At 37.7% G+C, this 16,235-nt stretch carries 17 protein-coding genes and 1 riboswitch; of the genes, 16 read left to right on the top strand and 1 reads right to left on the bottom strand.

Going from position 1 to position 16,235, the window contains the following annotated elements; all coding sequences use genetic code 11:
• Positions 1–23: 23 nt before the first annotated feature.
• The 9 genes from H9635_RS11815 to H9635_RS11775 all read left to right on the top strand — a co-directional run bounded on the left by H9635_RS11815 (position 24) and on the right by H9635_RS11775 (position 9,831).
• The gene (locus tag H9635_RS11815) at positions 24–437 is read left to right on the top strand and encodes a DUF350 domain-containing protein (RefSeq protein ID WP_191700506.1); all 414 of its coding nucleotides are present in this window, start codon (positions 24–26) and stop codon (positions 435–437) included.
• A gap of 445 nt (positions 438–882) precedes the next feature.
• A complete protein-coding gene (locus tag H9635_RS11810) occupies positions 883–2,574 on the top strand; it encodes a long-chain-fatty-acid--CoA ligase (protein ID WP_191700505.1) in 1,692 nt (563 codons plus the stop codon).
• Between the two features lie 103 nt (positions 2,575–2,677).
• On the top strand, positions 2,678–3,259 hold the full coding sequence (locus H9635_RS11805; RefSeq protein WP_191700504.1) for a TetR/AcrR family transcriptional regulator: 582 nt from the start codon (positions 2,678–2,680) through the stop codon (positions 3,257–3,259).
• 15 nt (positions 3,260–3,274) lie between these two features.
• A complete protein-coding gene (locus tag H9635_RS11800; protein WP_191700503.1) occupies positions 3,275–4,048 on the top strand; it encodes an enoyl-CoA hydratase in 774 nt (257 codons plus the stop codon).
• A gap of 60 nt (positions 4,049–4,108) precedes the next feature.
• Positions 4,109–4,882: an electron transfer flavoprotein subunit beta/FixA family protein gene (locus tag H9635_RS11795; protein WP_191700502.1), complete on the top strand. Its 774-nt coding sequence runs from the start codon at positions 4,109–4,111 to the stop codon at positions 4,880–4,882.
• A gap of 58 nt (positions 4,883–4,940) precedes the next feature.
• Positions 4,941–5,918 (top strand): electron transfer flavoprotein subunit alpha/FixB family protein, encoded by a 978-nt coding sequence (locus H9635_RS11790; protein WP_191700501.1) that lies wholly within the window; start codon positions 4,941–4,943, stop codon positions 5,916–5,918.
• A 171-nt stretch (positions 5,919–6,089) separates the two neighbouring features.
• Entirely contained in the window at positions 6,090–6,404 is a 315-nt protein-coding gene (gene trxA, locus H9635_RS11785; RefSeq protein ID WP_191700500.1) for a thioredoxin, read from the top strand.
• Between the two features lie 98 nt (positions 6,405–6,502).
• Positions 6,503–8,293, top strand: a complete 1,791-nt coding sequence (gene uvrC, locus H9635_RS11780) for an excinuclease ABC subunit UvrC (RefSeq protein WP_191700499.1) — start codon at positions 6,503–6,505, stop codon at positions 8,291–8,293.
• 34 nt (positions 8,294–8,327) lie between these two features.
• Positions 8,328–8,506: riboswitch (Lysine riboswitch) on the top strand.
• Positions 8,507–8,598: 92 nt separating this feature from the next.
• Positions 8,599–9,831 (top strand): aspartate kinase, encoded by a 1,233-nt coding sequence (locus H9635_RS11775; RefSeq protein ID WP_191700669.1) that lies wholly within the window; start codon positions 8,599–8,601, stop codon positions 9,829–9,831.
• A gap of 125 nt (positions 9,832–9,956) precedes the next feature.
• Here H9635_RS11775 and H9635_RS11770 read toward each other — a convergent pair whose 3' ends face one another.
• A complete protein-coding gene (locus H9635_RS11770; RefSeq protein ID WP_191700668.1) occupies positions 9,957–10,373 on the bottom strand; it encodes a YslB family protein in 417 nt (138 codons plus the stop codon).
• Between the two features lie 271 nt (positions 10,374–10,644).
• Between H9635_RS11770 and H9635_RS11765 the strand changes: the two genes are divergently transcribed.
• The 7 genes from H9635_RS11765 to racE all read left to right on the top strand — a co-directional run bounded on the left by H9635_RS11765 (position 10,645) and on the right by racE (position 16,131).
• Positions 10,645–11,262, top strand: a complete 618-nt coding sequence (locus H9635_RS11765) for a succinate dehydrogenase cytochrome b558 subunit (protein WP_191700498.1) — start codon at positions 10,645–10,647, stop codon at positions 11,260–11,262.
• A 92-nt stretch (positions 11,263–11,354) separates the two neighbouring features.
• Complete coding sequence (sdhA, locus tag H9635_RS11760) at positions 11,355–13,100, top strand: succinate dehydrogenase flavoprotein subunit (RefSeq protein ID WP_191700497.1); 1,746 nt, start codon at positions 11,355–11,357, stop codon at positions 13,098–13,100.
• Positions 13,101–13,116: 16 nt separating this feature from the next.
• Positions 13,117–13,893 (top strand): succinate dehydrogenase iron-sulfur subunit, encoded by a 777-nt coding sequence (gene sdhB, locus H9635_RS11755; protein ID WP_191700496.1) that lies wholly within the window; start codon positions 13,117–13,119, stop codon positions 13,891–13,893.
• Between the two features lie 169 nt (positions 13,894–14,062).
• Positions 14,063–14,506: an acyl-CoA thioesterase gene (locus tag H9635_RS11750; protein WP_191700495.1), complete on the top strand. Its 444-nt coding sequence runs from the start codon at positions 14,063–14,065 to the stop codon at positions 14,504–14,506.
• 69 nt (positions 14,507–14,575) lie between these two features.
• A complete protein-coding gene (locus H9635_RS11745; RefSeq protein ID WP_191700494.1) occupies positions 14,576–14,797 on the top strand; it encodes a helix-turn-helix domain-containing protein in 222 nt (73 codons plus the stop codon).
• Positions 14,798–14,870: 73 nt separating this feature from the next.
• A complete protein-coding gene (locus tag H9635_RS11740; protein WP_191700493.1) occupies positions 14,871–15,314 on the top strand; it encodes a MarR family winged helix-turn-helix transcriptional regulator in 444 nt (147 codons plus the stop codon).
• 16 nt (positions 15,315–15,330) lie between these two features.
• The gene (racE, locus tag H9635_RS11735) at positions 15,331–16,131 is read left to right on the top strand and encodes a glutamate racemase (protein WP_191700492.1); all 801 of its coding nucleotides are present in this window, start codon (positions 15,331–15,333) and stop codon (positions 16,129–16,131) included.
• The last annotated feature ends 104 nt before the right edge of the window (positions 16,132–16,235 follow it).

The raw sequence follows: 16,235 nt of genomic DNA, 5'->3' as shown, positions 1-16,235 counted from the left end.
AAATTTAAAGGGGGTAAAATGGATTGCTAGGTTCAAATTTTTGGCACCATCCTCTCGTAGAAACGGCAGGTTATTTTAGTGTCGTAGTCCTTTGCTTATTCGTATCGATGATCTTATTTGAAGTTGTAACAAAGTATAAAAATTGGGATGAAATAAAAAAAGGGAATGTTGCAGTCGCTTTAGCTACCGGTGGGAAAATTTTAGGTGTGTGCAATATTTTCAGATATTCCATTAACCAGCATACATCCTTTATTGAAATGCTGGGCTGGGGTTTGTTCGGTTTTATACTGCTGATTTTTGCCTATTTTTTATTTGAATTTCTAACACCGAAGTTTAATGTTGACGAAGAAATAGCGGCAGATAATCGCTCGGTAGGTTTTATTTCATTTACGATTTCACTTGGTTTATCCTTTGTAATAGGAGCAAGTATATCTTAGGAGTTTAAATATGGAAACTTTATCGAAAATACTAATAGCCGTCTGCATAATATTTCTCGTAGTCGGTATTTACTACATGATGACCCTTTAGGCTTAGGAGCAAATGAACTAACATAACTGTTAGTTTGTTTGCTTTTTTTGTTGGATTTTTCACTGGAATATTATGTTATTCATAAAAATGATTAATCAATACTATAATTAATACAATCATTGAAATAAAATTTTGAATATTAAAAATTTTACTGAAAAAGTATATTTCTATACTAAATGAGGGATCGATGGTTAATCTGCTACGATAATACTATAAAATCAAAAATAAATAATGAGAAAATAAACGTATAAACGAGAATAAAATGTAGAAATCTATGAAAATAGTTTGAAAGAATTTCCTTTTTTACTTATAATAATAAAAACAAGTAAAGCTTTAGCAAAGGGGAGAAGTTTTATGACAGAAAAAGTTTGGTTTTCGAGCTATCCGGAAGAAGTTCCGCATACACTGGAACTGCCTGAATTTCCAGTGCATCAATTTTTAACGCAGGCATATGAGTCTTTACCTAACAAAGTTGCTATTCACTTTATGGGGCGCGAGGTTACGTATAAAGAGTTATATGAATCAGCGATGAAGTTTGCGAATTATTTACGTTCTCTAGGGGTGGAGAAAGGTGATCGTGTAGCAATCATGTTACCGAATTGTCCGCAGGCTGTAATTGCTTATTATGGTACGATGTATGCAGGTGGAATCGTTGTTCAGACAAATCCTCTTTATACAGAACGAGAGTTGCAGTATCAAATGGCGGATTCTGGAGCGAAAGTTATTTTAGTAATGGATATTCTGTATCCACGTGTCATGAAGATAATGAATGAAACAAGTATTGAAAATGTTATTGTTTCAGGAATAAAAGATTACTTACCGTTCCCAAAAAATTTAATCTATCCGTTTATTCAAAAGAAGCAATATGGCTTTAGCGTAAAAGTTGAACATAGTGGCACAAATCACTTATTCACGGAAGTTATGAAAATGGCTAAGATGGATAAGATCGAGCTAAATTTTGATTTTGAAAATGACTTGGCATTATTGCAATATACAGGGGGTACAACAGGCTATCCAAAAGGCGTTATGCTTACACATAAAAACCTGATTGCCAATACGATGATGTGTGATGCATGGATGTACAAATGTAAAAAAGGTGAAGAATCGATTCTAGGTATCCTGCCTTTCTTCCATGTCTATGGTATGACGACAGTACTCATTTTATCAGTAATGCAGCAAGGCAAAATGGTATTATTGCCGAAGTTTGATGCTGAACAGGCTTTAAAAACAATTGATAAGCAAAAGCCAACGCTATTCCCGGGTGCACCAACGATGTATATTGGTTTATTGAATCATCCCGATTTAGCAAAGTATGATTTGTCGTCCATAAAAGCTTGTTTAAGTGGTTCGGCACCACTGCCATTAGAAGTGCAAGAGAAATTTGAAGCGTTGACTGGTGGACGCTTAGTAGAAGGATATGGTTTAACTGAAACATCTCCGGTTACGCATGCCAATCCAATTTGGGAAAATCGTATAAATGGTTCTATCGGTTTACCGTGGCCAAATACTGATTCTGTCATTTTACGTTCTGGTGAAGCAGAAATTTTACCGGTAGGAGAAATTGGTGAGATTGCCGTTAAAGGACCTCAAGTAATGAAAGGCTATTGGAATCGCCCAGAAGAAACTGCGATGACATTTTCTGATGGTTGGTTCTTAACAGGTGATTTAGGCTATATGGATGATAAAGGTTATTTCTATGTTGTAGATCGTAAAAAAGATATGATTATTGCTGGTGGTTTCAATATTTATCCGCGTGAAGTAGAAGAAGTCCTTTATGAGCATGAAGCTATTCAGGAATGTGTTGTAGCAGGTATTCCTGACCCGTATCGCGGGGAAACAGTTAAAGCCTATATTGTCTTAAAAGAAGGTAAGTCAGTTACAGACAAAGAGCTAAATGAATTTTGCCGTAAAAATTTAGCAGCCTATAAAGTACCTCGTTTTTACGAATTCCGTGCTGAACTGCCTAAAACAGCTGTAGGCAAAATTTTACGCCGTACACTTATTGATGAAGAAAAACAGAAAATGACACAGCAAGAAGCAAAATAATTAATTGTAGAGCAAACTGTTGACAGAATGTAGAACAAATTATAATATGAAAACATGAATGAATGGTCATTCATGTTTTCATATTTTTTTGGTGGTGATCAGCTTGAAACGAAACAAACCCAAATACATGCAAATAGTAGATGCTGCAGTCATAGCAATCGCAGAAAACGGCTATCATCAAGCCCAAGTTTCAAAAATTGCAAAACAGGCTGGAGTAGCTGATGGTACAATCTATTTATACTTTAAGAATAAAGAAGATATTTTAATTTCTGTATTTCAGGAAAAAATGGGTATATTCGTAGACAATTTACAGGCTATAATAAAAAGTGGAGATACTGCTTCTGATAAGTTATGTAAGATGATTGAGAATCATTTACACGTTTTATCAAGCAATCGACATCTGGCAACTGTAACTCAACTTGAGTTACGGCAATCGAATAAAGAAATTAGACTGAAAATTAATGCTATTCTAAAAGAATACTTGATTTTACTAGATCAAATTTTAATTGAAGGTATGCTTAACGGTGAATTTAATCAAGCAATGGATGTTCGTATTGCAAGACAAATGGTATTTGGGACAATCGATGAAATTACAACGACATGGGTAATGAATGACAATCGTTACAACTTATTGGAACAAGCTCCAAAAATACAGCGATTATTGTTAAATGCATTAAAAGCATAAAGGGGATGTAGAGAAATGGAGTTTCTAAGTTGGAAAGTAGAAGAAGGGGTAGCTATTGCTACTATTTCAAGACCACCAGCCAATGCACTTTCACAAGGCTTAATCCAAGATGTTAATGCACTATTAGATGCTGTTGAAAATGATGAAACTGTACGCGTCATTGTCATCCATGGTGAGGGACGATTCTTCTCTGCCGGCGCTGATATTAAAGAATTTACAAATGTACAGACAGGTGAAGAGTTTACGGGATTGGCAAAAAAAGGACAGGACGTCTTTGAACGTGTTGAAACATTCAGTAAACCTGTAATTGCTGCCATTCACGGTGCAGCATTAGGTGGAGGTTTAGAACTTGCGATGGGATGCCATATGCGTTTCGTAACTGAATCCGCAAAACTTGGACTTCCTGAATTATCACTTGGCCTAATTCCTGGTTTTGCAGGAACACAGCGTTTACCTCGCTATGTAGGGGTTGCGAAAGCAGCTGAAATGATGTTCACAAGCGATCCGATTTCTGGAAAGGAAGCTGTAGAATGGGGATTAGCAAATCGTGCTTTCTCTGATGAAGAGCTCCTGACAGAAACTTTAAAAATTGCGAAGAAAATTGCAAAGAAATCACCAATTGCGTTAAAGGCAGCTATTCAAATGCTTAATTATTCAAAACCATCGTCCTACTATGATGGTGTAAATGCAGAAGCGAACAGCTTTGGGGATGTATTTGTTTCAGAAGATGCAAAAGAAGGTATCCATGCATTTATTGAAAAACGTGAACCAGTATTTACAGGAAAGTAAACAAATGTATCCGCCCCGTTTTTACGGGATTAAATTAAAAGCTTTTAGGAGGTCTAGATTATGAATATTTTCGTATTAGTAAAACGTACTTTTGACACAGAAGAAAAAATCGTCGTATCAGGCGGTAAAATTCAAGAAGATGGTGCTGAGTTCATCATCAACCCATATGATGAGTATGCAATTGAAGAAGCAATTCAAAAGCGTGACGCATTAGGCGGTAAAGTAACAGTTGTGACAATCGGTGGCGAAGATGCAGAAAAGCAATTACGTACAGCTTTAGCAATGGGTGCTGACGAAGCGGTATTAATTAATACAGAAGATGATTTAGATGAGCTTGACCAGTATTCTTCAGCTTATATTCTATCGGAATATTTAAAAGATAAAGTAGCAGATTTAATTTTAGCTGGTAACGTTGCAATTGATGGTGGTTCAGGGCAAGTAGGTCCTCGTCTTGCAGATTTACTTGGAATTAATTACGTAACAACTGTTACAAACTTAGAAATTGATGGGACAAATGTTAAAATTGTACGAGATATTGAAGGTGACTCTGAAGTATTAGAAACATCTTTACCATTATTAGTAACAGCTCAACAAGGGTTAAATGAGCCACGTTACCCATCTTTACCAGGCATTATGAAAGCGAAGAAAAAGCCGCTTGAAGAGTTGGAGTTAGATGATTTAGATATCGATGAAGACGATGTTGAAGTAAAAGTAGAAACAGTTGAAATTTACTTGCCGCCACAAAAAGCAGCTGGTCGTGTATTAGAAGGGGATCTTTCAGCGCAGGTAAAAGAATTAGTAAACTTACTTCATAGTGAAGCAAAAGTAATCTAATAGAATATCAACTTGAGAAACGAAAATTTTTACGAAGATGGTAATGGAGGGATATTTTATGACAAAGAAAGTTTTAGTGTTAGGTGAGGTTCGAGATGGGAGCTTACGTAACGTTACATTTGAAGCAATCGCAGCAGGTTCACAAATCGCTGACGGTGGAGAAGTAGTAGGATTATTAGTAGGGGATTCAGTAACGGATTTAGCTCAAGAGTTAGTTGCCTATGGTGCAAGCCGCGTAATTACAGTTGAGCATCCACACTTGAAAAATTATACATCTGACGGTTACAGCCAAGCTATTTTAGCGGTTGTTGAACAAGAAAGCCCAGAAGCAATTGTCTTCGGTCATACATCTTTAGGTAAAGACTTATCACCAAAAATTGCCTCTCGCTTACAATCCGGTTTAATTTCGGATGTAACAGATATTGAAGGGTCTGGCGATGATACTGTATTCATCCGTCCGATTTATTCTGGTAAAGCATTTGAGAAAGTAAAAATTAAAGACGGCGTAATTTTTGCGACAATCCGTCCGAACAACATCGCGCCTTTAGAGAAAGATGGTTCTCGTTCTGGTGAAGTATCATCGGTATCAGTTGATATAACAAATTTACGTACAATCATTAAGGAAGTTGTCCGTAAATCAACAGAAGGTGTTGACCTTTCAGAAGCAAAAGTAGTAGTAGCTGGTGGCCGTGGGGTAAAATCCGAAGAAGGGTTCGAGCCATTAAAAGAGCTTGCTAATTTACTAGGCGGTGCAGTAGGTGCCTCTCGTGGTGCATGTGACGCTGAATATTGTGATTACTCATTACAAATCGGTCAAACAGGTAAAGTTGTAACACCGGACCTTTATATTGCAGCTGGTATTTCCGGTGCTATCCAACATATGGCTGGTATGTCGAATTCAAAAGTAATCGTTGCCATTAATAAAGATCCGGAAGCAAACATCTTCAAAGTAGCGGACTATGGTATTGTAGGCGATTTATTTGAAGTAGTACCAATGTTAATCGAAGAGTTTAAAGCACTTAAAGTAAACGCATAATGACTAGCTTCCCTCGTTTTGAGGGGAGCTTTTTATGTCAAAATAAGTGCAAACAATATGAAAAACTACTGTAAAATGTCATCTGTTTATATTCCCAAGCATTTTACTACTTTTTAAATGGCAAAACATGCTATACTACAACCAGATGTTATTTAAGGAGGCTATTTTATTATGGCAATTGTACACGGTACAGATCAAACTTTCCCACAGGAAATTTCAAACGGCACAGTTTTAGTAGACTTTTGGGCAGCATGGTGCGGACCATGTAAAATGATTGCTCCAGTTCTTGAAGAATTAGATGCAGAAATCGGTAACGAAGTAAAAATCGTAAAAGTTGACGTAGATAACAACCAAGGCACTGCTGCTGATTATCAAATCATGTCAATCCCATCATTATTATTATTTGTTGATGGTGAATTAAAAGCAAAAACTGCTGGCTTCATGCCAAAAGAAGCTTTAATCGACTTTATTAACGACAACAAATAATCAATTTGCAAAGCCGTATGCCTAATAAGGTGTACGGCTTTTTTCTTATGGGACTATCAGTTAAAATAAAGTGAATGACATATCCAATAGGTGAGAATATGAATGCAAATATTAAAGCAAAGCTAGAAATATTACCGAATGAATCCGGCTGCTATATTATGAAAGACCGTCAAGGGACGATTATATATGTCGGCAAGGCAAAAGTGTTAAAAAACCGAGTGCGTTCGTATTTTACGGGAAGTCATGATGGTAAAACAGCCAGATTAGTCAGTGAAATAGAGGACTTTGAATATATTGTAACTTCAAGTGATCTCGAAGCGCTTATACTTGAACTGAATTTGATCAAATTACATGATCCGAAATATAATGTAAAGCTAACAGATGATAAAACATACCCTTATATAAAAATAACGAATGAACGTTACCCTCGAATAATAACGACAAGGAAAGTAAAAAAGGATAAGGCAAAATATTTTGGGCCTTATCCAAACGCGTATGCGGCCAATGAAACGCGGAAATTGCTCGATCGTTTATATCCACTTCGTAAATGTACACATCTGCCAAATCAAGTATGCCTGTATTATCATTTAGGGCAATGCTTAGCACCTTGTGTAAAAGAAATTGAAAAACAAGTATATGATGAAATGATAGGTGAAATTTCAAAGTTTTTAAACGGTGGTGTCGAAGAAATACAGAAAGATCTTCAGCAAAAAATGCTCGATGCAGCCGAAAAGCTGGAATTTGAACGGGCGAAGGAATTCCGGGATTTAATTGCACATATCGAGCAGGTTATGCAAAAGCAAAAAATCGTATCGGATGATTTAAGCAATCGGGATGTATTTGGCTATGCTGTCGAAAAAGGGTGGATGTGTGTACAAGTATTTTTTGTACGGCAAGGAAAATTAATTGAACGTGATGTATCGATTTTCCCTATATATAACGAGGCAGAAGAAGAATTTTTAACATTTGTCGGACGATTTTACGAGCAGCCACATCATTTACTGCCGAAAGAGATTTTTGTACCAAAGACGATTGATGGTACGATTTTGCAAAAGCTTTTAAACGTAAAGGTGCAGACACCAAAGCGCGGTACAAAAAAAGAGCTGGTCGATTTAGCTATGAAAAATGCCAATATTGCAATACATGGAAAATTCCAGTTAATTGAGCGTCAGGAAGAACGTACAGTAGGAGCTTGTGAAGCACTTGCCGAAGCTATGCAAATTCCATTACCACTTCGTATCGAAGCATTTGATAATAGTCATATGCATGGTGCTGATCCTGTTTCTGCAATGGTTGTGTTTGTAGACGGGAAGCCTGCAAAAAAGGAATACCGGAAATATAAAACACGAGAAGCCGCAAAACATGATGACTATGGGGCGATGCAAGAAGTCATTCGGCGCCGTTATACGCGGGTATTACGAGAAAGCTTGCCATTACCGGACTTAATCCTAATCGATGGAGGAAAAGGACAAATGGAGGTTGCAAGAGAAGTAATAGAAGATGAGCTAGGATTAATGATTCCAATAGCAGGTCTTGCAAAAGACGATAAGCATAACACATCCCAACTGTTATTTGGCGCTCCACCAGAAGTTGTACCTTTAAAACGGACAAGTGATGGTTTTTACTTATTGCAACGTATACAAGATGAGGTACACCGATTTGCCATTACATTTTTGCGTCAGCAACATCAGACGAATGCAATTACATCCGTTCTTGATGGCATTCCGGGTATAGGACCGAAACGTAAACAGCAACTTATGAAGCATTTTGGATCGGTAAAAAAAATTAGGGAAGCAACAGAGTTACAATTGCAAGAAGCCGGGGTTCCTGCCAAATTGGCAGAAGTAATTTATCGTCACTTTCACGAAGCATCATTGAATAAAGAATAATGTTGTGTTACTATAAAAGACAATTCAATAGTTAATAAACGATAGAGGTGCAGTATTTAAGAGTAAATTGCTCGAGGAAGAACAATTCCAGCGACAGCAATTGAAAGGGAATTCTGCCGAAGTGAAATACGTATTGTTCACGTGTTTTGCTGGTTTTGCATTTAAGAAATGTAAGATTGTCAGAACTTTATGTTCTGGAGAGCTATCCTGAAAAACATATAAACTTTTATTTGTATTGACGGCGACTTTCCATGAACATATGGAAGGTCGCTTTTTTGATGGAAAAAAATAAGGGGTGGAAGACATTGCAGACAGTTGTAGTAAAGTTTGGTGGACCAATGTTGGCAACAACAGAAAAAATAGTACAGGTAGCAAAAAAGGTGATAAAAGAGCAAGGTCGTGGCATAAACTTAGTCGTTGTCGTTTCTTCGATGACGTCCATTCGTCAAAATTTACGGCAATTTGCCTCGGAAATTACTCATGAACCGTCGAAGCGTGAAATGGATGCATTAATCTCTACGGGAGCGCAGATAACAAGCGTCCTTCTTGCTTTAGCAATTCAGGAGCATGGGGGAAAAGCAGTGTCACTTGCCGGTTGGCAGGCAGGTATCCAAACAAATGAAAAATATGGAAATGCCCGAATTGATTCTATAGTTAATAAGCGTTTTGAAAAACATTTTGAACTAGGAGAGATCGTTGTTGTATCAGGATTCCAAGGAATAACATACACAGACAACATTTCGACTTTGGGGAAAGGCGGTTCTGAAACTTCCGCCGTTGCATTAGCCATCGCCTTAAATGCGGAACGTGTTGATATTTATTCAACGGTAGAAGGCATTTATACGGCAGATCCGCAGCTAGTGGAGGATGCTACGAAATTATCTGTAATTTCATATGATGAAATGTTGGAGTTTTCCAATTTAGGTACCAAAATTTTGCATCCTCGAGCAGTTGAGCTTGCAAAAAATTACAATATGCCAATCGTTGTACGCTCAGCTACCGAAGACGTAGAAGGTACATTAATAAAAGGGGATGTAGACATGGAAAAAAATTTACTTGTGCGCGGGGTGGCATATGAATCTGATATTATTCGTTTAACGATCGGATATGATTCATATGAAACAGCGTCATTAGCCGAAGTATTTAGTGTTTTAGCGGAAAATGATATTAATGTTGATATTATTGTGCAGGCAGTTATTGACGGGATTAAGCCTACAATTTCTTTTACAATTTCAAAAGAAGAATTTGCTGATGCTTTACGTGTATTAGAGTCGAGTAAATTGTCACTTGGATTTAGTTTTGCAGATTTTGAAATCGGATTGGCTAAAGTATCGATTATTGGATCAGCAATGACTTCAAACCCTGGAGTCGCAGCACGTATGTTTGCGCGTCTGGGACGTGAGCATATTCCGGTTAAAATGGTTAGCACATCTGAAATAAAAGTGTCGGTCGTTGTGCCACAAGAAGAAATGGTGCGCGCTGCCAATGCTTTGCATGAGGAATTTAATATAGCAATGAAAGAAGTTCCCGCTTCTTAAAATAAAGATACGAGACAGAGTGGAGAGTCTTTACTAGTGGTAATCAAGAATGATATAACTATATTTCTATGTTAAAGAAACTAAAAAACTGCTAGCTTTTAAAAAGCAGCAGTTTTTATTTACGCTCAAATCTTCTCTTTTAAATCCCACTTTAAAATGAATTTGACGTAATTCTTCTTTTCGATTTTTTCTTCATAGCATTCCGTTAAATAGCCAAGTTGTTTTTGCTTTTGCTCAGCTAAAAAGCCTGCTTCTAAACGAAAACAGCGTTGCTCAATATTAATCGACATTTCCTCGGTCGTCATAAGTATGTAATGAAGTTCATCCTTTATTTCTTTCTCCAAAATTAACTGACCCCAGCCGGCCTCCCCGAAAAATGAAGGAAGCTCATCCATGGAAAATAGCGGAAATTTACGTGCTAGTTCTTTCCCTGCCCAATATAAAACATCTTCCTCATGCTTACCTAAAATCGATGGTAGAAGATGATCGCGAAGGATTTCATATCCAAAACTTGGAATCGTTTTCATTTTGTACCCCTCCATATTAAAAACCTCTTTCATAAATTTTCTTATAATTTTCATTCTTTCAGGAAGAAAATAGTTATAAGTAGAAAAAACTGGACTTAATATAGCAAAAATCCGTCTTTAAAATGATTATAAAATATCCCTCGTTACCTTGACGCTAGTATCTGTTGAGAGTACAATGGACATGTCATAATATTGTACCATGATGAAATGCGCAGTCAATAACACAACGTTTACAAATTTGAGGCGTTGCACTTGTGTATTTCAAGTACTAAGGGGGGTAACAGTTTTGTCGAAAGATCGTGAATTTTTATGGCGCCGCTTACACTCGTTATTAGGTGTAGTTCCTGTCGGGTTGTTCTTGGTGTTCCACTTGTCTTTGAACTTCACTGCAGTTGGTGGTGAAGAGGTTTACAATAACGCAACAGGTATGATGGAATTAGTTCCGCACTCGTTATTGTTAGCAATGGAATGGATTATTATTTATATTCCATTAATGTTCCACGGATTCTATGGTGTGTTTATTGCATTTACATCTACACACAATACGGGTCGTTTCAGCACGTTCCGTAACTGGATGTTTGCTTTACAACGTTTCACAGGAATCTTCCTTGTAATCTTCATTGCATGGCACATTTTCCAAACGCGTGTTCAAAAAGCATTTGGCGCTGAAGTTAACTTCGATATGATGGTAGAAATCGTAGATAACCCATTAATGTTGGCATTCTATATTGTCGGTATCGTATCAGCAGCATTCCACTTAGCGAACGGTCTATGGTCATTCTTAGTGAGCTGGGGTATTACACAGTCTAAAAAATCTCAACAGATTACAACTTATGTTACGTTATTATTCTTCGTAATTTTAGCAATCATAGGTGTTGCAGCTATCATTTCATTCGCTGTTTAGTTTAACTTGACCACTAATATACAGTTATTAAGACAGTTCAGATGAATTATGAGTAAAAGTAATTAGCAATTAATGAGGAGTGAGAAATAATCATGGCAAAGAGTAAAGTAATCGTCGTTGGTGGCGGTTTAGCAGGCTTAATGGCTACGATTAAAGCAGCTGAAGTTGGTACTGCAGTTGAATTATTCTCGTTAGTTCCAGTAAAACGTTCACACTCTGTATGTGCACAAGGCGGAATTAACGGAGCAGTAAATACAAAAGGTGAAGGGGATTCTCCATGGATCCACTTTGACGATACAGTTTACGGTGGAGACTTCTTAGCGAACCAACCACCAGTTAAGGGTATGTGTGATGCAGCCCCTGGAATTATCCACTTAATGGACCGTATGGGTGTAATGTTCAACCGTACGCCAGAAGGTTTACTTGATTTCCGTCGTTTCGGCGGTACGTTAATGCACCGTACAGCATTCTCTGGTGCTACAACAGGTCAACAATTATTATACGCACTAGATGAGCAAGTTCGTGCTCAAGAAGTTGCTGGTTTAGTTACAAAATATGAGCACTGGGAATTCCTTGGTGCGGTGCTTGATGATGAAGGCGTTTGCCGTGGTATCGTAGCACAAGATCTAAAAAGCGAAGAAATCCGTTCATTCCGTGGTGATGCAGTTATTATGGCTACTGGTGGACCTGGTATTATCTTCGGTAAAACAACGAACTCTGTTATTAACACAGGTTCTGCTGCATCGATTGTTTATCAACAAGGTGCAACATATTCAAATGGTGAGATGATTCAAATTCACCCAACTGCAATTCCTGGCGATGACAAAAACCGTCTAATGTCAGAATCTGCTCGTGGTGAAGGTGGACGTGTTTGGACTTATAAAGACGGTAAGCCATGGTACTTCCTAGAAGAAAAATACCCTGCTTACGGTAACTTAGTACCACGTGATATCGCGACACGTGAGATTTTTGATGTGTGTGTAAATCAAAAACTGGGTATTAATGGCGAAAACATGGTATACTTAGACCTATCCCACAAAGATCCACATGAATTAGATATTAAATTAGGTGGTATCATTGAAATCTACGAGAAATTCGTAGGGGATGACCCACGTAAATTACCGATGAAAATCTTCCCGGCAGTTCACTATTCAATGGGTGGATTATGGGTCGACTATGACCAAATGACTGAAATCCCTGGATTATTTGCTGCGGGTGAATGTGATTACTCACAACACGGTGCAAACCGTTTAGGTGCTAACTCACTATTATCAGCAATTTACGGTGGTATGGTTGCGGGACCAAATGCTGTGAAGTACATTAAAGGACTTCAAAAGCATGCTGAAGATTTACCAGAAGAAATCTACACTCGCCGCGTACAAGAAGAAACAGAAAAATGGGAAGCTATCTTAAACATGGATGGTACAGAAAACGCTTACTTACTTCATAAAGAGCTAGGTGAGTGGATGACTGACAACATGACTGTTGTACGTGTGAACGCAAAATTAGAAGAAACTTATGCGAAATTAACTGAGCTACAAGAGCGTTGGGAAAACATCAACATTAACGACACTCAAAAATGGTCGAATCAAGGTGCCCACTTCACTCGTCAGTTAAAGAACATGCTATATTTAGCTAAAGTTATGACTAAGGGTGCATTATTACGTAACGAATCTCGTGGTGCTCACTATAAGCCAGAATTCCCAGAACGTGATGATGAAAACTTCTTAAAAACAACTATGGCGAAGTTCGACCCTGCAACGGGCGAACCAATTATTTCTTATGCAGAAGTAGACGTTTCGTTAATTCCACCACGTAAACGCGACTACTCAGCGTAGAAAGGGGAACTAAAAAATGGAAACAGTAAATACTGAAAGAACAGTTAAGTTAGAAATCGTTCGTCAAGATAGTGAGAACGGTGCTACACGCGTTGAAAAGTTTGAAGTTCCTTACCGTCCAGGTATGAACGTTATCTCTGCGCTAATGCATATTCAAAAATACCCTGTTACTGCTGACGGTCAAAAAACGACACCAGTAACTTGGGATATGAACTGTTTAGAAGAAGTTTGTGGTGCATGTTCAATGGTTATTAACGGACGTCCACAACAATCTTGTTCAGCATTAGTAGATAAATTAACTCAACCAATTCGCCTAGAGCCAATGAAAACTTTCCCAGTTGTACGTGACTTACAAGTAGACCGTGAGCGCATGTTCAATGCACTTAAGAAAGTTAAAGCATGGGTACCAATCGATGGAACTTATGATTTAGGTGAAGGTCCACGTATGCCTGAGCGTAAACGTCAATGGGCATATGAGCTATCTAAATGTATGACTTGTGGTGTTTGTATGGAAGCATGTCCAAACGTGTCTGAAAAAGCTTCATTCATGGGTCCAGCACCATTATCACAAGTTCGTTTATTCAACACTCACCCAACTGGTGCAATGAATAAAGACGAGCGTTTAGCAGCAATTATGGGCGACGGTGGTCTTGCAAACTGTGGTAACTCTCAAAACTGTGTAGCTGCTTGTCCAAAAGGAATTCCTTTAACAACATCTATCGCTGCACTTAACCGTGCAACAACAGTTCAAATGTTCAAGAACTTCTTCGGTTCTGACCATATGGTTGACTAATCTAATAGATTTAAAAGACTCCCGCTTTGGTGGGAGTCTTTTTTTTACTTCTGTATGAATAACTCCTTTTATCGTGCTCTCGTATTTAAAAGAAATTACAAATTATGCTATAATGAATGCATATTCATTATCAGGGGATGATGATTTATTTAAAAAGGGGGATGTTTTTATGCGAGCTACATATATTCAAGATGTGAAAGAGTGGATGGCTGGATTTTCTTTTTCGACAAAAGTACGTGTCCGCTTTTCGGAAACAGACATGTATGGTCATGTAAATAATACAAAAGTGTTTGCATATTTAGAGTATGCAAGAATTGAGTACTTTAAAGCAATGGGTTTTAATTTCATAGAAGGATCAGATGATACAAGTATGTTTGTAGTAGCAGATATTCAATGTGATTATTTGAAGGAAGTGTTTTTTGATGAGGAATTGACAATTTTCGTTAAAACGGCATCAATCGGAACATCATCACTTGATTTGCATTATATGGTGACGAATAAAAAAGATGAAATATGCTACACAGCACGTGGAACGCTTGTACAATTGAATCATAATACGGGGAAAGGTGTCCCTTTATTAGAGGACCAAAAAAAATTATTGCTCGGGAAATAGTTAAATGCCCTCACCTGCTTTGTATATTCGACATAATGTACAAGGAAGAAGATAGGAGGGTGTTGCAAAATGAATCGTCCGCAGCATCGTTCGCTGTTAACAAAAAGAGAACGCGAAATTTTTGAGCTTTTAATAAAGGACTATTCAACTCGGGAAATCTCGGCAAAGTTAGGTATTAGTGAGAAAACTGTTCGAAATCATATTTCCAATACGATTCAAAAGCTGGGTGTATCAAGTCGTACTCAAGCAATTCTGGAGCTGTTAAGACTTCAAGAATTGTCAATATACTGATTGAAGACTTGCTATTTCACAAAAAAAACTTCAAAATAGAACTATGAAACGCATCGAGGAGTGAATGGAGTAGATGAAAGATCACAGCACACATAGCTCTGAATCTGTAGCAATCCTAGAAAAAGAATTAAGATATATTTCACACTTAATTAAACAAAAAGGTCGCGAAATACTAAGCAATTATACAATTACCCCACCGCAGTTTATTGCATTGCAATGGTTGCATGAATCTGGTGATATGACGATTGGTGACTTGTCGACGAAGATGTATTTAGCTTTTTCGACAACGACGGATTTAGTAGACCGGATGGAAAAAAATGAATTGGTACAACGTGTGCGTGACGAAAATGACCGCCGTGTTGTACGTATTCATCTTTTATCCGAAGGCGAGCGAATTATTCAAGAAGTGATTCTTAAGCGTCAAGATTATTTACGGGATATTACAGAGGAATTTAACGAAGAAGAATTCGAGCAATTATCACGAACTTTACAAAAACTACATTTATTAATGAAATAGGATAGAGGCGGTACAAGTGAATGCCCCAATTGGTGTAATCGATTCTGGAGTTGGCGGTTTAACAGTGGCAAAAGCGATTATGGAGCTATTGCCAAATGAAACAATATACTATATAGGTGATACGGCGCGCTGTCCATATGGACCTCGCACGAAACAAGAGGTACGTAATTTTACATGGCAAATGGCAAAAGTACTTGAAAAGAAAAATGTGAAAATGCTTGTCATAGCATGTAATACTGCGACAGCCGTTGCATTGGAAAGTTTACAAAAGCATATGCCATTTCCTGTTCTAGGTGTAATTAATGCTGGGGCACGAGCTGCAATAAAAAAGACAAAGCGTAATGAAGTAGTAGTACTCGCAACAGAAGGCACGGTTAAAAGTGGCGCTTATGAACAGGCGGTAAAATCGTTAGCAACAAAAGCAACGATTATTCCACTCGCCTGTCCGACATTTGTTCCTCTTGTTGAAAGTGGCGAGTATGAAGGTCAGTTTTCATATGATCTTGTCGCAAAAGGATTAAAGCCATTGGAAGATGAGCGATTTGATACAGTCATTTTAGGCTGTACACATTATCCTATTTTACAAAAACAAATTGAAGCAGCAGTTGGTCCACATGTTCATGTTTTGTCATCTGCTGAAGAAACTGCCAAAGATGTCGAAGCAATTTTAAGCTATAAAGGGCAGTTGCGTACAGATGTGGAACCACCAAAACATATATTATATGCTTCCGGTTCTGTTCCGATTTTCCGTTCCATTGCAGAACGTTGGTTGGAGAATGATGAACTGGATATACGCAAAATTACATTTGAAAAGTAATTAAAGGTTCAGATTAGGCATTTTGTCTAATTTGGGCCTTTTTCCTTCTATGTCTTGCGTTTACACTTTTGACCGTTCTGAAAGTGTGTTAAGATTAGTGCGCG

The sequence above is a fragment of the Solibacillus faecavium genome (assembly GCF_014836905.1).
GTDB classification, from domain to species: domain Bacteria; phylum Bacillota; class Bacilli; order Bacillales_A; family Planococcaceae; genus Solibacillus; species Solibacillus faecavium.
This window is presented reverse-complemented; position numbering and strand designations above follow the sequence as displayed.

What these genes read in the sequence shown, in the direction of transcription:
- H9635_RS11810 (WP_191700505.1), top strand. Translation starts at nt 883, where the DNA reads ATGACAGAAAAAGTTTGGTTTTCGAGCTATCCGGAAGAAGTTCCGCAT.
- H9635_RS11800 (WP_191700503.1), top strand. Translation starts at nt 3,275, where the DNA reads ATGGAGTTTCTAAGTTGGAAAGTAGAAGAAGGGGTAGCTATTGCTACT.
- H9635_RS11795 (WP_191700502.1), top strand. Translation starts at nt 4,109, where the DNA reads ATGAATATTTTCGTATTAGTAAAACGTACTTTTGACACAGAAGAAAAA.
- H9635_RS11790 (WP_191700501.1), top strand. Translation starts at nt 4,941, where the DNA reads ATGACAAAGAAAGTTTTAGTGTTAGGTGAGGTTCGAGATGGGAGCTTA.
- trxA (WP_191700500.1), top strand. Translation starts at nt 6,090, where the DNA reads ATGGCAATTGTACACGGTACAGATCAAACTTTCCCACAGGAAATTTCA.
- uvrC (WP_191700499.1), top strand. Translation starts at nt 6,503, where the DNA reads ATGAATGCAAATATTAAAGCAAAGCTAGAAATATTACCGAATGAATCC.
- H9635_RS11770 (WP_191700668.1), bottom strand. Translation starts at nt 10,373, where the DNA reads ATGGAGGGGTACAAAATGAAAACGATTCCAAGTTTTGGATATGAAATC.
- sdhA (WP_191700497.1), top strand. Translation starts at nt 11,355, where the DNA reads ATGGCAAAGAGTAAAGTAATCGTCGTTGGTGGCGGTTTAGCAGGCTTA.
- sdhB (WP_191700496.1), top strand. Translation starts at nt 13,117, where the DNA reads ATGGAAACAGTAAATACTGAAAGAACAGTTAAGTTAGAAATCGTTCGT.
- H9635_RS11750 (WP_191700495.1), top strand. Translation starts at nt 14,063, where the DNA reads ATGCGAGCTACATATATTCAAGATGTGAAAGAGTGGATGGCTGGATTT.
- H9635_RS11745 (WP_191700494.1), top strand. Translation starts at nt 14,576, where the DNA reads ATGAATCGTCCGCAGCATCGTTCGCTGTTAACAAAAAGAGAACGCGAA.
- H9635_RS11740 (WP_191700493.1), top strand. Translation starts at nt 14,871, where the DNA reads ATGAAAGATCACAGCACACATAGCTCTGAATCTGTAGCAATCCTAGAA.